Below are 22,644 nucleotides of genomic sequence, written 5' to 3'. Positions count from 1 at the left end.
TGCGTGGACGCGCGACGGCCGCCCTTCCGGACAGGCAGACAACGCCACAGCGGAGCCGCGAGCGAACGCGGCCGACCGGTGGCAGACGGAAAGGCATTCATGTACGGCAAGGCCTTCGCCCCGGAGTACCAGGGCGCTTTGACCACTCTCTCCGTGAACTCCTCGCTGACCGACGTCCTCGCGGCCGGCACCGAGCAACTGCACGCGGCCGAACGTGCGGGTGAGCACGGTGAAGCGGCCCGCTCGGGCCTCGCGGTCGCCGAGGCCCACCGCCGCCTCGGGCAGGTGAAGGACGCCGACCGGGCGTGGAAGGCGAGTTACCGCACGGCGCGCGCGGCCGGTGACACGGCGGCGATGGCGTGGGCGCTGTGGAGCGGCGGGACGCTGGCCCGGCAGCGCGGCGCGTTCCCGCTGGCGTGGCGGTTGCTGGGACTCGCCGCCGAACTCGGTGAGAGCGCGGGCGACATCGTCGTGCGCGGCTACTCGCTGGCGGGGATGGCGGAGACCGGACGCATCCAGGGCGACTACCCGGCCGTGACGGCCCTGCACGAACAACTGCTGGCCGAGGCCCGCAAGCGGGGCGAGGCCCGTCACACCGTGTGGGCCCTGGAGGGAATCGCGCAGATCCATCGGAACACGGGTGCCTACGACACCGCGTACGCCATGTTCGAGGAGGCGGCGGAGATCGCCGGGCGGGCCGAGGACCGGCGCGGCCATGCCTGGGCCCTGCGTGGTCTCGCCGACATCGTCTCCGTCCGGGACGGGGACGTGGACCGCGCGCTGGAGCTGCTGAGCGAGGCGGAGCTGTCCTGCCGCGCGATGAAGCTGTCCGGCGCCCTCGCCTACAACCACAAGATGCGCGGGAACGTCCTGTACCGGGCCGGGCGTTACGAGCAGGCCGGCGAGGTGTACGCGCAGGCGCTCGCGGAGTTCGAGGCGATGAGCGAACCGCGCGGCCGGGCCTTGTCACGGCTCGGACTGGTCAAGTGCCTGGCCCGACTCGGACGCGACCGCACGGAGACCGCCGCCGACCTCGCAGACCTGGCCCGGGCGCTGGAACACATCGGGCTGCGGCACGCCCGCCGAATGGTCGAACGGGCACGAACCGAACTCGGCCTGCCGACAACGGCGGAGGTGGTCCGATGAGCCCCACCGCCCTCCAGTCACCGCCCTGCGCCCCGGAGATCCTGCGCCGCAGCCGCGCGCTCGTCGCCCCGGCCCTCGCACAGGCGGTCGGGAGCCTGCACCCCTGGGTGGCCGAGATGGCCGGATACGCGCTGGGCGACTGCGAGGTCGGCGGCGCCCCCGCGACCGGCGCCCGGGGCAAGGGTGTGAGGCAGGCGCTCGCGCTGCTCGGTGCGGAAGCCGCCGGAGGTCCGGCCGAGGCTGGCGTGCCGGGTGCGGTCGCGGTGGAACTCGTGCACACCTTCTCACTGCTCCACGACGACATCATGGACGGTGACGCGCTGCGTCGGGGCCGTCCGGCGGTGTGGAAGGCGTACGGCACCGGGCCCGCCGTCCTCGCGGGAGACGCGCTGTTCGCGCTGGCCGTGGAGACCCTGGCCGCCGCACCGGCCGGGGTCCGAACCGGCGGCGCCGTAAGGCAGTTGACCACCGCTCTGGGTGACCTGGTGCGGGGCCAGGCCGACGATCTGGTGTTCGCCGGACGGCCCTGGACGGGGCCCGGGGCGGTGGGTGTGGCGGAGTACGAGGTGATGGCCGAGGGCAAGACCGGTGCGCTGCTCGGTGCCGCGCTGTCCCTCGGTGCCCAACTGGCCGGCGCGACGGGGGAGATGGCCGCGATGCTCGACGGGGTCGGCCGGCATCTCGGGGTGGCCTTCCAGATCGCCGACGACCTGCTGGGCATCTGGGGCGATCCGGCCGTCACGGGCAAACCGGTCCATGGTGATCTGCGACAGGGGAAGAAGACCCTTCCCGTCCTCGCGGCGCTGAAGGCGCCCGGCGGCGCCGCGCTGGCGCGACTCCTCGCCTCGGAGTCCGCTCTCGACGACGTGGGGGTGCACCGTGCGGCGGCCCTCGTGGAGCGGGCCGGTGGGCGCGCCGCGGCCGAGCGGGAGGCCCGCCGTCATCTCGCCTCGGCGGAGGGGCTCCTGGCCGACGCGTCGCTCGCCCCGGACGCCGCGGGCCGGCTCCGCACGCTGCTGTCCTCTCTCGCGGAACGCACGGTCTGACACCGGCGAGCCGGCGGCCCGTCGAGTCCGTCGGTTCCGTTCGTCCGGCGCCGACCGCGCTGCGACATCGGTCACATGTGCGCTCCGGCGGCCCCCGTCGGGCAACCTCGTCATTCCCCCTCACATCTGTCCGGTCGACGCGCAGTTGGCCCTCGCGCCGGTCGCCACGAAGTCAACGCATTCGTAAAGAGATCCCCTCAGAAGCAATAAAAGGGATCTTTCTTCTTTACATGTACATGGCGGATCGGTGAGGGTGTGGACTCGGGGCCCGACCAGCCCCCGCGGCGCCCGACAGCGCCGTGTCTCACGGTGGTCGGCGATCCCGGCCATCCCTGTTACGAAGGAACTCAGTGCGTAGACCCCACATACGCCGCGTGGCGATCGCCGTCGCGGTGACGACGGCCGCCACGCTTCCGGCGGGCCCCGTCTTCGCGGCGCCCGACTCGCCCGCCCGGACGGCGGCTTCGGGCTCCTCGCCGGTGGACGCCGCGCGCGCCGCCGCGTTCGCCCATGCCCCGGCCACCGGTGTCGCCGGGGGCGACACCCTGCGCGCCAAGGACGTCATGACGGATCCGGACGGCAAGCAGCACGTCCGCTTCGTCCGTACCCACCAGGGCCTGCCGGTGCTCGGTGGCGACCTGGTCGTGCACCTCGACGAGGCGTCCGCCTACCTCGGCGTGACACGGGCCGCCGACCACGCGGTCAAGCCGGCGACGACCAGGGCGAAGCTCACGCCCGAGCAGGCGCGGCAGAAGGCGGCCTCGGCTGCCAAGGGCGACGCGGGCGCCGCCGAACTCGTCCTGGACGCCCGTGAAGGCGCCTCGGCCCTCGCCTACCAGGTGCGGGTCACGGACAGCGACACCACCGAGGCCGGTGGTTCCCGCACGGTCGTCGTGGACGCGGGGACCGGCCGGATACGCAGCAACGTCCCCGACAACGACGAGTTCATCTCGCCCTCCCTGGCGGACACCCTGCGCAGGCGCGGGGAGCACGCGACCCCGCAGACCGGTACGGCCGGGGCGCCGACCGCTCTCGTCGGCGCGACGGGTGCCGCCCACTACCCGGCCACCGCCAACGGCACCGGCTCGTCCCTGTTCGCCGGGAAGGTGGCGCTGAAGACCACGCAGACCGCGCGGACCAGCTTCCTGCTCAAGGACCCGACCCGGTGGAACACCGAGACGCGGGACGCCAGGGGACAGGAGCTGGAGAACTTCTCCCGTGGCAAGAAGTTCACCGACGGCGACAACAAGTGGGGGACCGGGACCACCGCCGGCCGTGCCACCGCCGCGGTCGACGCCCAGTACGGCATCACCAAGACCCTGGACTTCTACAAGAAGACCTTCGGTCGCAAGGGCATCAAGAACAACAGCGCAGCTGCCCGCGGCATGGTCCACTTCGGGAACAAGGTCGGCAACGCCTTCTGGGACTCGGTCTGCGGCTGCATGCTGTACGGCGACGGTGACGGCGACATGTTCAAGAAGCCGCTGGTCGTCCTGGACGTCACCGGTCACGAGCTGACCCACGGCGTCGTCGACGCCACCGCCGGCCTCGAACCGACCCGCGTCGACAGGGACGGCAACCAGTACGGCGAGCCCGGCGCCCTCAACGAGTCGCTGGCCGACATCTTCGGCTCGAACGTCGAGTTCGCCACCGACAACCCGAAGAACCCGCCGAACTACCTCCTCGGGGAGAAGCTGGGCCTCGCGCAGAAGTTCCTGCGCCGGCTCGACCACCCCTCCCTCGACGAGCTCGAAGGCACGATCGACTACTGGTCGCCCGCCGCCTTCGACACCGAGGTCCACGCGGGCTCCGGCGTCTCCTCGCACGCCTACTACCTGCTCGCCGAGGGCAGCGGCCGCAAGACGATCGGCAGCGTGACGTACGACTCGCCGACGTACGACGGCTCTCGGGTGACCGGCATCGGACGGACGAAGGCGAGCGCGATCTTCTACCGGGCGCTCACCCGCTACATGGTCTCCACGACCGACTTCCACGACGCCCGGAAGGCCACGCTGAAGGCCGCCTCCGACATGTACGGCGCCGACAGCACGGAGTACAGGACGGTGAACAAGGCCTGGGCCGCCGTCAACGTCACGTCCGCCAACACCCCCGCCGCGGGGCACTGACGGATCGCACGACGAGGGTGCCCCGCCGTCCGGTGGGGCACCCTTTCGTCATCTCCCCGGCCGGGGCGCCGTGGAGCCTCAGTGCTGCTGAGTCTTCGGCGGCGTCGCCTCGCTGGGGCGCACGACGACGAACCCCTCGCCCTCCAGCTTCAGTTGCACGGCCTCACCCGAACCGCCGCGGATCATCGAGCCGATCGACTGGGAGCGGTGCAGCGACGTGTGCAGGTGGGCCGACCAGCCCACCACGGCGTCGGTGTCGACGAACACCGGCTGCTGCTGCGAGACGGGTATGACCAGCGGGTTGCCCTCGCATATCAGCCCCAGAGCGCCGTGGCCGGTGAAGACGCTGTTGAACAGACCGCCTCCGGTGATGCCGGCCCCCTTCACCGTCTTGATCTCGTACGACAACGTCGCGTCGAAGCACAGGACGTTGCGTCCGTTGACGGTGAACACGTCGCCCGGCTCGATGCCGACGATGAAACAGTTCTGCGCCTCGTGCGCGAACCAGGCCTCGCCCTGCCCGCGGACGGTCATCAGCGGCAGTCCCTCCCCGGTGACCGCCCGCTTGAGCATGCCGCCCACGCCCTGGCCCTTGCGCTCGAACTGGAGATTGCCCCGGTAGGCGATCATCGCGCCCTGGCGCGCGAGCATCTCGCCGTTGACGGCGTACCTGATCGACTTGGCGTTCTGGATGGTCATGCCGGCCGCGACGGCGGGCTGCACCATGTGGTCACTGGAAAAGAGGTCACCCTTCATGCGGGCATCGTGGCCCCGGAACCATGCGTTCCGCCGAGATCGTTCCGAGTTGAGACACGCGGGGGCAGTCCTGTGACACGCGGAAGGGCCGGCCCGGTGAACCGGGGCCGGCCCTCACGGGAGTCGGTCAGGCGGCGTTGGCCGTGCCGACCTTGCTGTGCAGTCGGTGGACGACCTCGGTCAGCTGCTCGGCGACCTCGCTGTCGTCGGCGGGGTGGGTGTCCGCGAAGCGGGTCACGGAGCCGGGGATGGAGAGCTTCACGTCCTCCAGGACGGTGCCGCCCGCGATGCCGACGGCCTTGCGGGCCTCGTCCTGCGCCCAGACACCGCCGAACTGGCCGAACGCGGTACCGACCACGGCGACCGGCTTGCCGCCGAAGGCGCCGGCGCCGTACGGGCGGGACAGCCAGTCGATGGCGTTCTTGAGCACGGCCGGGATCGTGCCGTTGTACTCGGGCGAGAAGAGCAGGAAGGCGTCGGCGCTGCCGGCGGCCTCACGCAGCCGGGTGGCGGCGGCGGGGACAGTGCCCTCGACGTCGAGGTCCTCGTTGTAGAAGGGGATCTCGGCCAGTCCCTCGAAGAGCTCGACCTCGGCGCCTTCCGGGGCGAGCCTGACGGCCGCCTCGGCGAGCTGGCGGTTGTGGGACCCGGCGCGCAGGCTGCCGACGAGCGCGAGGATGCGTACGGACATGGTGTTCTCCCGAAGCTGAAACATTGCCGCAATAAAACGGACCGAGGTCCGTTTAAAGGTGTACCACTTAACCGGACCGCAGTCCAGTTGTCCCCGGCTCCGGCTACGCTGGGTGCATGTCCACCACCCCGCTCCCGGAGTTCCCGAAGCCGCAGGAACCCTCCGCCGAACCCGTCCTGATGGAGTTCGCCACCCCCGCCGAGGGCCCGCAGCTGCGCGCCGACGCCGCGCGTAACCGCGCCCGTCTGCTGGAGGCCGCCGCCCGCCTGGTGGAGCGGCACGGAGTGGCCAACGTGACGATGGAGGCCGTCGCCGCCGCGGCCGAGGTGGGGAAGGGGACCGTCTTCCGGCGCTTCGGCGACCGCACCGGCCTGCTGACGGCGCTGCTCGACCACACCGAGCAGCAGTTCCAGACGGCCTTCATCAGCGGTCCGGCACCGCTGGGCCCCGGAGCGTCGCCCCTGGAGCGGCTGCACGCCTTCGGCTGTCGCGCCCTGCGCCTGACCTCCGACCAGCTCGACCTGTACCTCGCGGCCGAACCGAGCCCCTCCCGGCGCTTCAGCTCCGCGCCCTACCGCGTCCGCTTCATGCACATGTGCGTGCTGCTGCGCCAGGCCGACCCGGCCGCGGACATCGAACTGCTCGCCCAGACCCTGATGGGGTACCTGGAACCGGCCCTCGTCCACCACCTGACCCGCCAGCGCGGCATGCCGCTGGAGCGCCTGGAGTCCGGCTGGCACGACCTGGTGGACCGGACGGCCCGCCCGTCGGCCGACCGGCGTCCGTCCGGCACCTGACCTCGTTCCCGGGACGTCACCGGCCCGGCGGCCGCCCTCCGTCTGGCGCCCGCTCGCCGCCCGGGCGGACAATGCCGTCATGGCGCACCGCCTCGACGATGTGAGCGCACCCGCACGGCTGGCCGGTCCCGACGAGGGCATCAGCCAGGAGGAACTGGCCCTCGCCGCCCGCAACCACGGGATCCCGCTGGAGGCCCTGAGGTACGACGTGACGCCACCGGGCCTGCACTACGTGCTGACCCACTACGACATCCCGTACGCGGACGAGGGCTCGTGGGAGCTGGCGATCGGCGGGCGGGTGCGCAGGCCCCTGCGGCTGGGGATCGACGCGCTCAGGAAGTACCCCGCCGTGACGAGTCGGGTGACCCTGGAGTGCGCGGGCAACGGCCGGGCCCTGCTGACCCCCCGGCCGGTGAGCCAGCCGTGGCTCGTGGAGGCGGTCGGCACGGCCGAGTGGACCGGTGTGCCGCTGCGGGTGCTGCTCGCCGAGGCCGGGATCGGACCCGGCGCGGTGGACGTGGTGTTCACCGGCGCCGACCACGGGGTCGAGCGCGGGATCGAACAGGACTACCGGCGTGCGCTGCCGCTCGACGTGGCCCTGGGCGACGCGCCCGAGATCCTCGTGGCGTACGCGATGAACGGCGGCCCGCTGCCCCCGCAGCACGGGCATCCGGTGCGCCTGGTGGTGCCCGGCTGGTACGGCATGGCGCATGTGAAGTGGCTGCGGGACATCACCGTGGCGGACACGCCGTTCACCGGGTTCCAGCAGGCCGTGGCCTACCGTCTGCGGCAGGACGCCGACGACGAGGGCGAACCGGTCACCCGCATCGCCCCCCGCGCACTGCTGGTCCCGCCCGGCTTCCCGGACTTCATGTCCCGCACGCGGGTGGTCCGGCCGGGACCCGTCACGCTGGAGGGACGGGCCTGGTCGGGCCGGGCGCCGGTGACCGGCGTCGAGGTCAGCACGGACGGGGGAGGGTCGTGGCGGCCGGCCGAACTCGGGCGGGGTGCAGGCCACCCATGGGCCTGGCGCTCGTGGCGCCTCGCCTGGACGGCCACACCCGGACGGCATGTACTCGGTGCCCGGGCCACCGACGCCGAGGGGCACACCCAGCCCCTCGATCAGCCGTGGAACCGGGGCGGCTTCGCGAACAACCTCGTCCAGCGGGTCCCTGTTCTCTGCCTGGACCCCGACGACGACGTCTGACGGGTGGCCGGGCGGACCCCTCGCGCTCCCGGCCACCCGCGGCGCCCGTCAGCTGAACGGGTCCAGCGTGACGTAGGCCTGTTGCGGACTGCCGTCGTGGACGAGCGACTCGTGGTTGCCGACGTCGTCGAACGCGAACGCGTACGCCTTGCCGTCGGCCATCTGCGCATGGACGGCGCGCGCGTAGTGGTTGGTCACCCCGTCCTGGTAGAAGCCTGCCGAACTCGTGTCGGGCTGGTTCGGATTGGCCAGCAGGGTGGAGCGGTTGAATCCCGCGCACAGCGTGCGGGAAATGGGCCCGCGCACCAGGTCGTTGGGTGCGTCGAGCCGCTTGTAGCAGCCGAAGACGCTGTCGGAGTCCGGCTTCTGGAAGCTGGTGACGACGGCTCCGGAGCCGTTGGTGAAGTTCATGACGTCACCGGAGACGCGGCCGTAGTACTTCGTGCCGGGCTGGTCGGTGAACGGTGTCACCGTCAGCGTGGACGAACTGTACTTCTGCCAGACGCGGTTGATGTAGTCGTCCATCACCGAGGCGGGCAGTGCACCCGCCTCGATCCCGTGGCCTGGGGCCAGGGCGCGCAGCACGGTGCCGTCGGACCGGGTCTGGATCAGGCCCGCCCAGCCGCCGGACTGGGCCCGCAGCGCGTTGAAGAACCCGTCGTACCCGCCGGGCTTGAGATGCCCGGTGGTCTTGGTGCTCCCGTCGCCCGCCTGGACGCCGACGGCGTAGGGGGCCGAGAACATGTCGACCTGGGTGCTGTTGATCCACAGTCCGGAGTCGTTGAGCGTGTACTCGGACCAGTTGAAGAGGATGTCGCGGTTCGGATCGCTCGGGTTCTGCACGGCCGGCTGCACGAGGCCGCCGGTGGTCAGCCGGAAGTCGAGCTTCTGCCCGTAGGAGAAGTAGAGCCGGCCGGAGAACTTGGGGATGCGGATCGTCTTCGACTGGCCGTTCGCCGGTCCGGCGATCGAGGCGTCCGGTGCGGGAGTCGGCGGATTGCCGCCTGCGGGCCAGGCGTGGAAGGTGCCGTTCGCGTCGGCCCAGCCCTGCTGGCCGGTCGACAGCAGCGTACCCAGGTCGTAGATGTAGACCGGGTCGCTGCGGCCGGAATTGTTCGTGATCTTCAGGGGGATGGTCGCCGGTACGGCCGCCTCGGCGCGGGACGGTGTCCCGAACGCGAGGAACGACGCCGTGAGGGTGGCCGCGGCCACCGCCAGAGCGCGCCATCTGGGTTTTCCGGGCACTCTCTACCTCCTTGACGTGGGGGTTCAGCGAGGTGGATTTCTTCGGACGGTCGTCGTCCGTTTCCTGTGAGAGCGCTCTCAGAATTGCTTCGCGTGGTGTGCATGTCAACTGTTCACGCAAAGTCGGTCCGGTCCAACCTCCTTGATTTCGTATGGTGTTCGCGCGGGGAGACGACGGAGCTCGGCGATGGTTCACCGGCGGGCGCCTCAACGACCCCCTGAGGCATGGGGGTTGACCCCGCCCGTCGCTCACTGGTTCAGTGGATCAGCCACTCATCCACTCGCCTTAGGGAGAACCGTGGAGGCACTGCCCCGCGAGACCATCGTGGACGTCCTGGAAGACCGGTTGCGCACGGACATACTCGACGGCCGTCACCCGGCCGGGAGTTATCTGCCCCCCGAGCGACAGCTCGCCGACGGCTACGGAGTCACCCGCACCACGCTCAAGCACGCGTTCGGCCGTCTCGTCCAGGCCGGCCTGCTGGAGACCCGGCACGGCGTCGGCACCCGGGTGCGTGACTACGCGCGCCTCGGCGGGGCAGACCTGCTGCCGATGCTCGTGCGCCACGACGCCAAATGGGTCCAGGAGGTCTTCGAGGTGCGGCGCGGCGTCGGCGCGTTGATCGCCGGGCGGGCCGCCGCGAGGGCCACCCGCAGACAGCACGCCGAACTCCGCACGCTCCTCGCGGCCGTACGGGATGCCGAGGACGCCGACGCGGTGCAGCTCGCCGACGTCGAAGTGCACCGTGCGCTCGCCCGTGCCACCGGCAACCGGGTCTACGTCCTGCTGACGAACACGCTCTTCAACGCGTACCTGCCCGTCCGTTCCCTCCTCAAGGGACCCTTCAGCGACCCGGAGACCGCCCATGACCGGCTGGCGCCGGTGGTGGCGGCGGTGACAGCAGGCGACACCGGAAAGGCGCACGCGGCGGCCGAGGCGTACCTTCGCGCCACCGAGCGGATCATGCTGGACGGTCTCGCATGAGGGCCACCGAGTTCACCGAGACGATGCTCGGCACGGTCCGATTCGACGCCGAGCCGCGCGAACGGCGGCTCAGGCTCGACCTGCGCGCCGACGCCGACACGGTGCTCCGCCCGCACCGGACGACCATGGCGCGCCTGACGGGCCGGGCACGGATCGCCGGGCTCGCCGACGACACGGGGGCGAAGGGCGAACTGGAGGTGTCACCGCTCGCCCGCAGGCGCATCCGCTACCGCCTGACCTTCACCGCCGACGGACGCGTCCTCACCCTCGACGGCTGGAAGTCCGTCACTCCGCGCCGCCCGGTCGCGTCGATGACCGTCCTGCCGTTCACGCTGTACGAGGGCGACACGAGGGTCGGCGCGGGCGTCCTGCGCTTCCCGCTGCTCACCGGTCTGCTGCCCTTCCTCCTCAGCTTCCGCTTCCCGCGCCGCGACACCCAGGCAGAGCTCCTCGCCCCCCGCTGGAACGGCACCCCCGGGCGCACCGAGGTCTGGTACACCACGCTGACCGACCCGGCGACCGGCACCGGGCTCTGGCTGCACCACGAACTGACCGCGCCCGCCGACGGATCCGAACCGACGGCCCACGGCTGGGTCGCGGCCTTCCCCCGCGAGGGCGAGGTGCGGCACGCCCGCTTCGGACCCGTCCCCTGGACCCGGCCGGAGCACGGATTCACGAGCGACGACGTCACCGTCACCGCCGGGCACCTGACCGGCAGCGCGGACGACTTCCACTGGAAACTGACCGAACGCCCGGAAGAACCACCGCTGTTCACCTTCCCGCGCTGGGCGTGGCGACGTCCGCTGCTGCCCGCGGCACAGATGCTCCCGGCCGCACGCGCCGCCTACGACGGAGAATTCGCCTACGGCGATCACACGTTGACCCTGCGCGGCGCGCCCGGCGCCTCGGCCCGCATCTACGGCCATGGCAACGCCCAGCGCTGGACCTGGCTGCACGCGGACCTCGGCGACGGCGACGTCCTCGAAGTGGTCGCCGCGGTGTCCACCCGCCCGGGGCTGCGGCGGCTGCCGCCCCTGGTCTTCCTGCGCCTGCGCCACCGGGGCCGGACCTGGCCGCGCAGGGCGGAACGGTCGGCCGTCGGCTGGCTCGGCATGGGCCGGTTCCGGGCCGGATTCGGACTGCCGCGATGGACGGTGACCGGCCGGACCGCCCTGCGCCGCATCCGCGTCGAGGTCGACCAGCCCGCCGAGCGGACCCTCGTCCTGGAGTACCGCGACCCGGACGGCGCCCGCGCGGTGTGCCGCAACAGCGAGACCGCCGACGCCCGTGTCGTGCTGGAACGCTGGTGGGGCCGCTGGCGCCCGGAGGCCTCCTGGGTCCTGGACCGCACCGCGCACGCCGAGGCGGGCGACCGGTGACCGCCGCTGGACTCGTCGCCGCGCTGCTCGCGGACACCGGCGACGAGGAGTGGCCCGCCCGCGTGCCGGACCGGCTCGACTCCGTGCTCGCTTCGCTGCCCCTGCCCGCCCGGGCCGGAGTGCACACCGCGGTCGCCGCCCTGGACGCGTACGCCGTCCTGCGCGCCGGCCGGCGGCTGGCCGCGCTCGGCGCCGACGAACGCGAGAGCCTGCTCCGCTCGCTCGCCGCGCGTCCCGCACTCGCCCCGCTGCTCGACGTCCTCAAGGTGCCGGTCATGCTCGCCGCCGGCACCGAACGGATGCCGGCCCTGCCCGCACCCGCGCCGGCGCCCGAGGACCCGCCCCTCGACTGCACCCCGGCACGGGACTGGCCGACGCGCTCCACCGCCGACGTCGTGGTCGTCGGGTCCGGCGCGGGCGGTGCGGTGGCCGCGCGGACCTTCGCACGTGCCGGACTGAGCGTCGTCGTCCTGGAGGAGGGCGAACACCACTCGACCGCCTCCTTCGGGCGCCGGGCCCCGCTCGACCGCTTCACCGAGCTGTACCGCGACGGAGGCGCCACTCTCGCCCTGGGCCGTCCGCCGCTCCTGCTTCCGGTCGGCCGCGCGGTCGGCGGCACCACGGTGGTCAACTCCGGCACCTGCTACCGCACTCCGGACCATGTGCTCACGCGCTGGAGCCGGCGGTTCGGATTCGCGCTCGCCGAGGGCCTCCCACCCCGGCTCGACGAGATCGAGCGCACCCTGCGCGTGGCCACCCAGCCGCTCGACGTGCTCGGCAACAACGGCCTGCTGGCGCTCGCGGGCGCCGAGCGGCTCGGCTGGCGGGCCGGCGCGCTGCGGCGCAACGCGCCCGGCTGCAAGGGCTCGTGCCAGTGCGTGGTCGGTTGCCCGACCGGCGCCAAGCAGAGCGTGCAGCTGTCGGTCCTGCCCGACGCGTGTGCGGCCGGCGCCCGGATCGTCACGGGCGCACGGGTCCGCCGCATCCTGCTGGACCACGACCGTCCCGGAGCACCGCGCGCCGCGGGCGTGCGGGTGCGGCGGCCCGACGGCAGCGAGCTGGAGATCCTGAGCCCGCTCGTCGTCACCGCGGCCGGCGCGCTCCAGACACCGCCCCTGCTGCGCCGTTCCGGCCTCGGCGGGCACCCGCGCCTGGGCCGGAATCTCAGCGTGCACCCGGCCACCAGCGTCGCCGGACGCTTCGCGCAGCCCGTCACCGCCTGGCGGGGCGTGCTGCAGAGCGCGGGGGTCGAGGAACTGCACGACCGCGGGATCCTCATCGAGGCCACGGCCAGCCCTCCCGGGATGGGCAGCTTCGTCCTGCCCGGACTGGGCCGCGAGCTGCGGCGCGAACTGGAGGACTCGGAGCGGCTCGCGACCGTCGGGGCCATGATCGCCGACCGCCCCTCCGGCCGGGTCCGGGGCCGCGACCGCACCCTGGTGAGCTACGACCTCGACCTCCGCGACGGCGACCGGCTGATGACCGCCGTACGCGCGATGGGCCGCCTGCTGTTCGCGGCGGGGGCCGAGGAGGTCCTCACCGGTGTCCCGAGCGCCCCGCGGGCCCGCTCCGCCGGCGAGCTCGACGAGCTGCTCACCCGGGTAGACGCCCGTGACCTGCACCTCTCCGCGTTCCACCCGACCGGTACGGCCGCGGCCGGTGCCGATCCCCGGCTCGCCCCCACGGACCCCGAGGGCAGACTCCGAGGCGTCCACGGAGTCCTCGTCGCGGACGGCTCCGTGCTGCCCGGCTGCCCCGAGGTCAACCCGCAGCTGAGCATCATGGCGGTCGCACTGGCGATCGCGCAGACCTGCCTCGACCGCGAAGGGGGCGGCGCTACGGGCTGACCCACCACCCCGAATGGGTCACGCGGTTCGCGGACACCGGGCCGGGCGCCGAGCATGGGGAAGTCCCGTACCGCGGCCAGAGGACGAGCCTTCATGAGCACATGTACTTCCCACGGCAGAACCCGGACCGGCCGGATCGCGGTCCTGGCGGCAGCGCTCGCGTGCGGCTCCCTGCTCGTCTCGTGCGGCTCGGGCGACGACAGCGCAGGCTCCTCGGTGAGTCCTCGCCCGACGCCGCCGAACACCGCCTCCTTCAGCGGGACGGCGCCCTCCGCCATGGCCTCGGCCGCCTCCTCGATCATCGAGTCGGCCAGCGCCAGAGCGTCGGCGGCGGCCTCCTCCGCCTCCGCCAGGGCATCGGAGTTCGAGGCGTCCGTCTCCGCCGAGACCGCGCGCTCGGCCGCCGTCGCGGAGAAGGAGCTCAAGGACGTCAAGGACGGCGGCAACGCGCGTTCGGAGGTCGCCATGACCGGACTGCCCACCGCGGAGACCGGTGGACTGCGCGCCGTACTCGTCACCATCACCAACAAGACCGACAAGAAGGCGTCGTACGCCGTGCAGGTCGACTTCAAGAACCCGGACGGCAAGGTCGTCGAGACGAGGTTCGTGGGCGCGGAGAACCTCGAACCGGGCGCGCGGAAGCAGCCCATCGTGATCAGCAGGGAGCCCACGGAACCCAAGCTGACTCCCGCACTGGCCAAGGCCCAGCGCTACTGATCCCCCCGCGGCGCGCTCCTCGGGCGGCCGCGCCCCGCAGCGCCCGTCCGGCCGGTGCGGCGGAGCGCGGTGCCCGGGGCGCGGTCGACGCGCTCGGCGCCGGGCGGGCGGTCGCCTACGTCAGGCCTCCGGTTCCCGCACCAGGTGGATCAGCGCACTCGACCAGTCTCCCCGCGGCAGATCCGGGTGGAGACCGTACTCGGTGAGCACCGTGGCGTGGTGGACGGTGTCCGTGGCGGTGTCGCGGTAGCGCGCTCCCGGAGCGAGACCGCGCAGGCGGAGCGGCCGGCGCGGGGCGCCGTGGCCCGCGGTCCTGCGGCCGGCGAGCAGTACGGTCTCCGAGGCGTCGGGGGCGGTGTACTGGACGGCGCAGACCCCCTCTTCGGAGGGTGGTGACAGACGGTCCATCCGGCCGTGCTGGACGAGATGGCGCACCCGCTTGTACTCGGCGATCAGGGCCGCCCCCTCCCGCAGTTCGTCGTCCGACCAGCGGGTGAGGTCGCCTCCGATGCCGAGGGCCCCGGCCATCGCCACATGGAAGCGGAAGCGCAGCGGAACGGTCCTGCCGGTGAGCTGGTTCGGCACGTCGGTGACCCAGGCGCCCATGGTGCGTGCCGGATAGACCTGGCCGTAGCCGTGCTGGATCCACATCCGGTCGGCGGCGTCCGTGTTGTCCGACGCCCACGCCTGGTCCGTACGGGACAGGATGCCCAGGTCGACCCGGCCGCCCCCGCCGCTGCACGACTCGATCCGCAGCCCCGGGTGGTCCGCGCGCAGACGGTCGACGACGGCGTAGAGGTTGCGCACGTACGCGGGACCGAGACGGTCCGCGCCGTCGGGCCGGTCCGGCCAGCCGGCCTCGCTGAACGCCCGGTTCATGTCCCACTTCAGGAAGTCGATGCCGTGGTCGCCGACCAGCCGGGTCAGCCAGTCGTGGGCCCAGTCGGCGACGTCCTGGCGGGCGAAGTTGAGGACGAGCTGGTTGCGGAGCTCGGAGCGCGGGCGGCCGGGGAAGTGCAGCACCCAGTCCGGGTGGCTGCGGTAGAGGTCGCTGTCCGGGTTCACCATCTCCGGCTCCACCCAGAGACCGAAGCCCATCCCCAGGTCGTGCACGGCCCGGACCAGCGGCCCCAGTCCGTCGGGGAAGCGGTCGGGGGCGGGCGTCCAGTCACCGAGACCGGCCCGGTCGCTGCGCCGCTTTCCGAACCAGCCGTCGTCGACGACGAACAGCTCGACCCCGAGTTCCGCCGCCCGCTCCGCGAGCGCCTTCTGACCGACCTCGTCGACGTCGAAGCCGGTCGCCTCCCAGGAGTTGTAGAGCACCGGAGCGGACTCGTCGCCGTGCGGCAGGACATGGGCCAGCGTGTAGGCGTGCCAGGCCCGGCTGGCCGCGCCGAACCCGCCGTCCGTGCACAGTGCCGCGAACGGGGCAGTGGTGAACTCCTCGCCGGGCGCGAGCGGAACCGTCGTCCCGTCGTGCCCCGCCCCACCGGTGAATCCTGCCCGCCCGTCCGGGGTGCGCTGCACGGTGACGCGCCAGCTCCCGCTCCACGCGAGGGCGGCGCTCCACACCCGCCCGTGGTCCTCGGTCGCCTCGCCGGCGTCGAGCATCACCCAGGGGTTCGCGTGATGGCTGGTGATGCCGCGACGGCTCGTCAGCACGGTCTCGCCGTGCGGGAGGGGTTCGCGGCGCAGTCGGCTCTCGGCGGACCACTGGCCGGTGACATGGCTGAGCCGGTAGTCGCCGAGCGCGGGCAGCGACCATGCCGCCGAATCGGCCCGCAGCAGGGTGACCTGCTCGTCACCGGCGTTGCGGACCACGGTCCAGCGTTCGATGACGTCCGTGTCGGGCCGTACCCGGTAGTGCAGCGTGACGTGCAGGGGCCGGCGGCGGTCGCGGAACTCCAGCGCGAGTTCGCCGTCGTGGACGCGGTGCCCGGTGTGCTGCCACTCGAAGGCGCGGGATCCGTCCGCGAAACGGACCTGGAGGGACGGGGGGCCGTAGCGGGTCCCGCCGTCCACGGGAAGTTCCTCACCGACGCCGGCTCTTCCCTCGAAGCTGCTGACCTCGGCGGGTGGGGGTCCGGCGAGTTCCTCCGCCTCCGCGAGTGTCAGCCTCGGGCCCCACGCGAGGTGGCAGGGCGCCCCGGAGGCGTCGACGCGCAGCGCGTACGACGTGCGCGGTGTGGTCAGCAGCCAGACCCCGGTGTCCGGGGCGAAGGAGATCATCGACGGGGATCCTCACGTTCCGCTCGTGCCATGAGACGTGGGAAAGCCAACCCTGACCTTCGATCATGTGTCAACACCTCATGTGTATCTGTCTTTTGCAGGTGGAGGTCGCCTCACAACAGAGTCTCAAGCTAATCCTGTTTCTTTCATTGACAGCAGAAAATAAGGGACCTAGGTTCCGGGCCATGCGTTCGACCTCTCCCACCGAGGCGTTCTTGGCCCACACCCCCGCCGCCTCCCAGATCTTCACCACCGTGCTGTCCCACGGCCCGCTCACCCGGTCGGAGATAGCCGGGCGGACCCGTCTGTCGGCGGCCGCGGTCACCAAGGCGGTCAAGCCCCTCATCGAGGCCGGCTATCTCGTCGAGGACGTGGACGAGGACGCCCGGCAGTCCTCACTCGGGCGTCCCGCCAACCCGGTGCGTGTGGACGGGGGACGGGCGCTGTTCATCGGCGTCAAGGTCACGGGCGACGAACTCATCGCCGTGCTCACCGACTTGTGCTGCCGCATCAGGGTCGCCCGTCACCTGCCCCTGCGCAGCCGGGACCCCAAGGCCGTGCTGGCCTCGACGGCGGCACTCGTCCAGGAACTGCTCACCGAGGCCGACGGCTTCGGAGTCCGGGTCCAGGGACTCGGCATCGCGGTCTCAGGCGACGTGGACCGCGCGGCCGGAGTGGTGCGCTACTCGCCCTTCCTGGACTGGCGTGACGTGCCGCTCGCCGAACTCGCCGGGATGACCACGGGACTTCCCGTCACCGTCGACAACGACGTCCGGGCGCTGACCGTCGCCGAGCAGTGGTTCGGCGCCGGAGTGGGGCTGTCCGACTTCGCGCTGGTCACCGTCGGCGCCGGCATCGGCTGCGGACTCGTGGTGCACGGCCGGGTCGTGTCCGGCGCGCACGGCGTGGCCGGCGAGATCGGGCATGTCGCCATCGACCCGGCAGGCCCCCTCTGCCACTGCGGAAACCGCGGCTGTGTCGAGGCGATCGCCGCGGACTCGGCGATCGTCGCGCAGGTCCGGGAGGCGACCGGCGTCGAGGTGGCCGACGCCGCCGCGGCACTGGACCTGGCCCACTCGGGCGACCCCGGCGCCCGTGAGGTGTACGCACGGGCGGGCGAGGCGATCGGCCGGGCCCTGGCGACCGTGGCCAACCTGCTCGGTCCCGAGCGGGTGATCATCTCCGGCGAGGGTCTGGCCGCCTACGACCTGTTCGCCGGACAGATCCGTGACGCGTTCGCCGCGGCAGCCTTCGGCTCGGCCGCGCGGTGCGACGTCCAGACCCGCCCGCTGCCGTTCGAGGAGTGGGCGCGCGGGGCCGCCGCCACCGCGATCCAGTCCTTCATCAGATCAGACACGCACTAGCACGCACGAGGAGTAACGATGACGCAGCAGAGCCGCCCTCACCTGGCTGCGCGCGGCCCAGGCCGGCGCAATGTGGTCGGTGGGCTGTTCGGACTCGGCGCCGCCGCCCTGGGCGCACCCCTGCTGAGCGCCTGCGGCGGGGGAGCGGGGGCCGACCCGAAGACGGTCACCTTCGGGTCCAACGGCGCCGACGCCACCCCCAAGTCGGCCTACGCCGCCGTCACCAAGGCGTTCGCCCGGGACAGCGGACTGAAGGTGAAGACGAACACCGTCGACCACGACACCTTCCAGAAGAGCATCTCCACCTACCTCCAGGGCACCCCGGACGACGTCTTCACCTGGTTCGCCGGCTACCGCATGCAGTACTTCGCGAAGAAGAAGCTCTGCAGCCCCATCGACGACGTCTGGGACTCGATAGGCGCCAACTTCAGTGACGCCACCAAGCAGCTGTCCCGGGGCGAGGACGGCAAGTACTACTTCGTTCCGCTGTACAACTACCCGTGGGCCGTCTTCTACCGCAAGAGCCTGTTCGCCGAGCGCGGCTACCAAGTACCCACCAAGTGGGGCGAGTTCATCGCGCTCGCCAAGCGGATGAAGAAGGACGGCCTCGCGCCCGTCGCCTCCGGCTACGGTGGCGGGGACAGCTGGAGCATCCTCGGCGCCTTCGACTACCTCGACCTGCGGGCCAACGGCTACGACTTCCACATGGCACTGATGCGCGGCGAGGTCTCCTGGACCGACAAGCGTGCGGTGGCCGTCCTCGATCTGTGGCGCGAACTCACCCCGTACTACCAGCAGAGCGCCGGCGGGCGCTCCTGGCAGGACGCGGCCCAGTCGCTCCTCGACAAGAAGTCCGGCATGGCCGTCATCGGCCTGTTCCTCGGGCAGCAGGTCACCGACGAGAAGATCCGCGCCGACATCGACTTCTTCCCCTTCCCCGAGATCGACGCCGCCCACGGCCAGGACGCGGTGGAAGCCCCCACCGACGGCTTCATGCTCAGCCGCCGGCCCAAGAACGACGACGGTGCCCGGAAGTTCCTGGAGTTCCTCGGCGGCGCCGGGGCCGAGGAACTGTACATGGGCGTCGACCCCAGCAACCTCGCCGTCAACACCCAGGCCGACACCGGCTCGTACAACGCGCTGCAGAAGAAGTCCGCCCAGCTCATCGCCTCCGCCAGGCACATCAGCCAGTTCGCCGACCGCGACAGCGATCCCGGCTTCGTCTCCACCGTCGTCCTGCCCGGCCTGACCGAGTGGCTCGGCCACCCGGACGACGGCGCCGGAACGCTGAAGAAGATCGAGTCCCAGCGCTCCCGCTTCTTCACCGGCTGACCAGGACCGGAAAGGCCGCACCCACCGTGTCCTCCGCCCCCCTCGCACCCAAGCGCTCCCGCTCCCGCGCCCGCCGTCTCACCCCCGGTGACCGGGTCTTCCTCGCGGTCGTCATCGGCATCCCGCTGGCCGCGCTGCTCTTCTTCGTCTGGCTGCCTGCACTGGCCTCCCTGGGACTGTCCTTCACCACCTGGGACGGCATCGACCTGGCCGACATCCACTGGATCGGCCTCGACAACTACCAGCAGATCTTCGGCAATTACCCGCCCTTCTGGCCGGCGGTCCGGCACAACGTCATCTGGCTGCTGTTCACCGCGCTGCTGCCCACGCCGTTCGGCATCTTCCTCGCCTACCAACTCGACCGGAAAATCCGCTTCACCCGGATCTACCAGACCGCGATCTTCCTGCCGATGGTGCTGTCCCTGGCCGTCGTCGGTTTCATCTGGGAGATCATCTACAACCCGGACACCGGACTTCTCAACGGCATCCTGAACGCCGCCGGACCGGGCCACCACATCGACTGGCTCGGCAACCCTGACCTCAACCTGTGGGCCGTGCTCGTCGCCTCCGGCTGGCGGCACACCGGCTACATCATGATCCTCTACCTGGCCGGACTGAAAGGCTTCGACCCGGCACTCAAGGAGGCCGCCGCGCTCGACGGCGCCAACGGCCGGCAGACGTTCCTGCGCGTGGTCTTCCCGGCGCTGAAGCCCGTCAACGTCATCATCCTGGTCGTCACGGTCATGGAGTCCCTGCGGGCCTTCGACATCGTGTACGTCCTCGGTGGCGGCGTCGGCAGCAAACCCGGCATGGAGCTGCTGTCCCTCCTCATCACCGACAACATCATCGGCGAGTCCAGCCACATCGGCTACGGCTCCGCCCTCGCGGTCGTCCTGCTCCTGGTCTCCCTCGCCGCCATCGGGACCTTCCTCGTCCAGACGTTCCGCAAGGAGGACCAGTGACCACGACCATGACCCGGCCCGCCTCCGACGTGCGGGAACCCCGGACACGGCCGGCACCCGGCAGGCCCAGGCGGCAGACAGGGCGTCACCTGCTGCTCGGCGGCATCGCGCTGCTCTGGCTCGTCCCGCTGCTGTGGGCCGTGTACACCTCGCTGCGCCCCTACTCCGACACGGCCAGGCACGGTTACCTCTCCTGGCCGCACAGCCTCGGCCTCGGCAACTTCACGGACGCCTGGAACCAGTCCGGCATGCCGCACTTCTTCTGGAACTCCGTCCTCATCACCGTCCCGTCGGTCCTCGGCACCCTGCTCTTCTCGGCAGCCGTCGCCTTCTTCGTCTCCCGCTTCGACTTCCGCTGGAACATCGTCCTGCTGATGCTCTTCACAGCGGGCAACCTCCTCCCGGCGCAGGTCCTCATCACCCCCCTGTACCGCCTCTACCTCCTCATCCCGCTGCCGGAGTGGATGAGTGACTCGCTCCTGCTGTACAACTCCGCCTGGGGCATCATCGCCATCCACATCGCGTATCAGTCGGGGTTCTGCACCTTCGTCCTCAGCAACTACATGAAGACGATCCCCAAGGAGATCTCCGAGGCGGCACTCGTCGACGGTGCGCCCGTCTGGCGGCAGTTCTTCCAGATCATCCTGCCGCTGTGCCGCCCCGCGTTCGCGGCCCTCGCCACCCTCGAATCGATCTGGATCTACAACGACTTCTTCTGGCCGCTCGCCCTCGTCGAGACCGGCGACAAGCGGCCCATCACCTCGGCCCTGGCCAACCTCCAGGGCCAGTACTTCACCAACCCCAATCTGATCGCGGCCGGTGCGCTGATGACCGCGATCCCCACGCTGCTGGTGTACTTCGCGCTCCAGCGCCAGTTCATCAGCGGACTCACCATCGGCTCGGGCAAGGGCTGAGCCGCCACGACGCCGAAGTCCCATCGCGTCCCCGCCCCGCTGACACCGTCCCAGGAGGTCCGACCCATGCGGTCATCCTCGTACCCCGTCATGCCCGTCCTGAGAACCATGGCCGTTCTCGCCCTCACCGCGGGCGTCGCCACGGCCGTCCCGGCCCAGGCGCACGCCGGGCCGGTCACGGCGCCGGCGCCCCCCGGCGCCGCGTCCACGGCCGACGCCCCGGCCCTGGCCGCCAAGCCGTACATGGGCTGGTCGAGCTGGAGCATGCAGTCGTCCAAGTACCCGGGCCTCAACCCCGACGGCGACTACAGCTACCTCACCGAGGCGAACGTCCTGAAGCAGACGGACGCCCTGGCCGCCAAGCTCAAGCCGTACGGCTACGAGTACGTCAACATCGACGCCGGCTGGTGGCGCGACCTGTCCTGGAAGCCCGAGTTCGACCAGTACGCCCGCCAGAAGGCCGACCCCCGCCGCTTCCCGAACGGCATGAAGTCCGTCGCCGACCGCATCCACGCCAAGGGCCTCAAGGCCGGCATCTACCTGCCGGTCGGCCTGGAGAAGGAGGCCTACAACGACGGCAAGTCGCCCATCCACGACGCCGAGGGCTGCACCACCGGCGACATCGTCTACGGCGACCTGCGCACCACCAACGGCTGGGACAGCGCCTACAAACTCGACTTCTCCAAGCCGTGCACCCAGAAGTACGTCGACTCCCAGGCCCGGCTGCTGGCCGACTGGGGCTACGACTTCCTCAAACTGGACGGCGTCGGACCGGGATCCGGCAAGAGCGGCGACCAGTACGACAACGTTGCCGACGTCGCCGCCTGGCAGAAGGCCATCGCCGCCGCCGGACGCCCCGTCCACCTGGAGGTGTCCTGGTCGCTCGACATCGGACACGCCGCCGACTGGAAGAAGTACTCCAACGGCTGGCGCGTCGACACCGACGTCGAGTGCTACTGCAACACGCTCGTCAGCTGGGAGAACTCCGTCGACGACCGCTGGGACGACACCCCCGGCTGGACCCGGCACGCCGGACCCGGCGGCTGGAACGACCTCGACTCCCTGGACGTCGGCAACGGCGCCATGGACGGCCTCACCAAGGCGGAGCGCCAGAGCTACGCGACTCTTTGGGCCATCGCCAAGTCCCCGCTCTACACCGGCGACGACCTCACCCGCCTGGACGCCTACGGTGTCTCCCTGCTGACCAACCGCGAGGTCATCGCCGTCAACCAGGGCAGCACCCCGCCCGCCCGACCGGTCACGCCCTCCGACGCGCAGCAGGTGTGGGCCGCGAAGAACGCCGACGGCAGCTACACGGTCGCCCTCTTCAATCTCGCCGACGAGCCCGCCGCCGTCACCGCCCACTGGGCGTCGCTCGGCCTCACCGGCAAGGCCGCGGTCCGCGACCTGTGGAATCACGAGAACCTGGGCACCTACAAGGACAAGGTGGCCCAGGCCCTGCCCGCCCACGGCTCGCGCCTGTTCACCGTCACCCCGCGCGGCGGCGCCCTCAAGACCACGGCGTACGAGGCCGAGGCCACGGCCAACACCCTCGCCGGCAACGCCTCCGTGGCCGACTGCTCCGCATGCTCCGGCGACCACAAGGTCGGCAATCTCTACCTCGGCGGCAGCCTCCGCTTCAACGACGTGACCGTGGACAAGGCGGGCACCTACCTGATCAAGGTCGCCTACGTCAGCGGTGACGCCCGCTCCGCCGACATCTCGGCGAACGGCAACAACGCCACCTCGCACAAGTTCCCGTCCACGGGCGACTGGGGGAGCGTCGAGAGCGTGAGCGTGCCCGTCGCGCTCAAGGCGGGCAGCAACACGATCACCTTCGACAGCGGTTCGGGCTACGCGCCCGACATCGACCGGATCGACGTACCTCAGTCCTCCTGATC

Annotated in this window: 18 protein-coding genes; 14 read left to right on the top strand and 4 right to left on the bottom strand. The window is 71.4% G+C overall.

The genetic code is table 11. The annotated features are described in order from the left end of the window. Positions 1-99: 99 nt before the first annotated feature. From H305_RS0104810 to H305_RS0104800, 3 genes are all read left to right on the top strand, one after another. Positions 100-1,146, top strand: a complete 1,047-nt coding sequence (locus H305_RS0104810; protein ID WP_028799418.1) for a tetratricopeptide repeat protein — start codon at positions 100-102, stop codon at positions 1,144-1,146. Continuing rightward, positions 1,143-2,192 carry a polyprenyl synthetase family protein gene (locus tag H305_RS0104805; RefSeq protein WP_028799417.1) on the top strand — a complete coding sequence of 350 codons (1,050 nt, stop codon included), beginning with the start codon at positions 1,143-1,145 and terminating at the stop codon, positions 2,190-2,192. The genes H305_RS0104810 and H305_RS0104805 overlap by 4 nt, the downstream gene beginning before the upstream one ends. Before the next feature lie 350 nt (positions 2,193-2,542). Beyond that, on the top strand, positions 2,543-4,318 hold the full coding sequence (locus H305_RS0104800; protein ID WP_028799416.1) for a M4 family metallopeptidase: 1,776 nt from the start codon (positions 2,543-2,545) through the stop codon (positions 4,316-4,318). A gap of 78 nt (positions 4,319-4,396) precedes the next feature. Here H305_RS0104800 and H305_RS0104795 read toward each other — a convergent pair whose 3' ends face one another. Continuing rightward, positions 4,397-5,074 (bottom strand): AIM24 family protein, encoded by a 678-nt coding sequence (locus H305_RS0104795; RefSeq protein WP_028799415.1) that lies wholly within the window; start codon positions 5,072-5,074, stop codon positions 4,397-4,399. A 127-nt stretch (positions 5,075-5,201) separates the two neighbouring features. Then, on the bottom strand, positions 5,202-5,765 hold the full coding sequence (locus H305_RS0104790; protein ID WP_028799414.1) for an NADPH-dependent FMN reductase: 564 nt from the start codon (positions 5,763-5,765) through the stop codon (positions 5,202-5,204). 116 nt (positions 5,766-5,881) lie between these two features. On the opposite strand from H305_RS0104790, the gene H305_RS0104785 reads away from it, so the two are divergent. Beyond that, a complete protein-coding gene (locus H305_RS0104785; protein ID WP_028799413.1) occupies positions 5,882-6,562 on the top strand; it encodes a TetR/AcrR family transcriptional regulator in 681 nt (226 codons plus the stop codon). Positions 6,563-6,641: 79 nt separating this feature from the next. After that, positions 6,642-7,769: a sulfite oxidase gene (locus H305_RS0104780; protein WP_028799412.1), complete on the top strand. Its 1,128-nt coding sequence runs from the start codon at positions 6,642-6,644 to the stop codon at positions 7,767-7,769. A gap of 48 nt (positions 7,770-7,817) precedes the next feature. Here H305_RS0104780 and H305_RS0104775 read toward each other — a convergent pair whose 3' ends face one another. Further along, complete coding sequence (locus tag H305_RS0104775; protein WP_037762552.1) at positions 7,818-8,987, bottom strand: glycoside hydrolase family 64 protein; 1,170 nt, start codon at positions 8,985-8,987, stop codon at positions 7,818-7,820. A 325-nt stretch (positions 8,988-9,312) separates the two neighbouring features. Between H305_RS0104775 and H305_RS0104770 the strand changes: the two genes are divergently transcribed. The 4 genes from H305_RS0104770 (at position 9,313) to H305_RS0104755 (ending at position 13,942) form a co-directional block, all read left to right on the top strand. Continuing rightward, positions 9,313-9,999, top strand: coding sequence for a FadR/GntR family transcriptional regulator (locus H305_RS0104770; RefSeq protein ID WP_028799410.1), 687 nt, complete (start codon positions 9,313-9,315; stop codon positions 9,997-9,999). Beyond that, positions 9,996-11,378, top strand: coding sequence for a hypothetical protein (locus H305_RS44465; RefSeq protein WP_037762463.1), 1,383 nt, complete (start codon positions 9,996-9,998; stop codon positions 11,376-11,378). Before H305_RS0104770 ends, H305_RS44465 begins: the two co-directional genes overlap by 4 nt. Then, on the top strand, positions 11,375-13,225 hold the full coding sequence (locus H305_RS0104760) for a GMC family oxidoreductase (RefSeq protein ID WP_028799409.1): 1,851 nt from the start codon (positions 11,375-11,377) through the stop codon (positions 13,223-13,225). Before H305_RS44465 ends, H305_RS0104760 begins: the two co-directional genes overlap by 4 nt. A 93-nt stretch (positions 13,226-13,318) precedes the next feature. Continuing rightward, a complete protein-coding gene (locus H305_RS0104755) occupies positions 13,319-13,942 on the top strand; it encodes a hypothetical protein (protein ID WP_028799408.1) in 624 nt (207 codons plus the stop codon). A 120-nt stretch (positions 13,943-14,062) separates the two neighbouring features. Here H305_RS0104755 and H305_RS0104750 read toward each other — a convergent pair whose 3' ends face one another. Further along, complete coding sequence (locus tag H305_RS0104750; protein WP_028799407.1) at positions 14,063-16,171, bottom strand: alpha-galactosidase; 2,109 nt, start codon at positions 16,169-16,171, stop codon at positions 14,063-14,065. Positions 16,172-16,356: 185 nt separating this feature from the next. Between H305_RS0104750 and H305_RS0104745 the strand changes: the two genes are divergently transcribed. From H305_RS0104745 to H305_RS0104725, 5 genes are all read left to right on the top strand, one after another. Further along, the gene (locus H305_RS0104745; RefSeq protein WP_028799406.1) at positions 16,357-17,535 is read left to right on the top strand and encodes an ROK family transcriptional regulator; all 1,179 of its coding nucleotides are present in this window, start codon (positions 16,357-16,359) and stop codon (positions 17,533-17,535) included. Between the two features lie 18 nt (positions 17,536-17,553). Continuing rightward, positions 17,554-18,867 carry an ABC transporter substrate-binding protein gene (locus H305_RS0104740; RefSeq protein WP_028799405.1) on the top strand — a complete coding sequence of 438 codons (1,314 nt, stop codon included), beginning with the start codon at positions 17,554-17,556 and terminating at the stop codon, positions 18,865-18,867. A gap of 26 nt (positions 18,868-18,893) precedes the next feature. Next, positions 18,894-19,829, top strand: a complete 936-nt coding sequence (locus H305_RS0104735; protein WP_028799404.1) for a carbohydrate ABC transporter permease — start codon at positions 18,894-18,896, stop codon at positions 19,827-19,829. Between the two features lie 8 nt (positions 19,830-19,837). Beyond that, positions 19,838-20,743: a carbohydrate ABC transporter permease gene (locus tag H305_RS0104730; RefSeq protein WP_037762550.1), complete on the top strand. Its 906-nt coding sequence runs from the start codon at positions 19,838-19,840 to the stop codon at positions 20,741-20,743. Between the two features lie 66 nt (positions 20,744-20,809). Further along, positions 20,810-22,642 carry an alpha-galactosidase D gene (locus H305_RS0104725; RefSeq protein WP_028799402.1) on the top strand — a complete coding sequence of 611 codons (1,833 nt, stop codon included), beginning with the start codon at positions 20,810-20,812 and terminating at the stop codon, positions 22,640-22,642. Positions 22,643-22,644: the final 2 nt, after the last annotated feature.

Source organism: Streptomyces sp. 142MFCol3.1, assembly GCF_000424945.1.
Lineage (GTDB): Bacteria > Actinomycetota > Actinomycetes > Streptomycetales > Streptomycetaceae > Streptomyces > Streptomyces siamensis.
The sequence above is the reverse complement of the archived record's forward strand: the minus strand, read 5'-3'. Positions and strand labels throughout refer to the sequence as shown.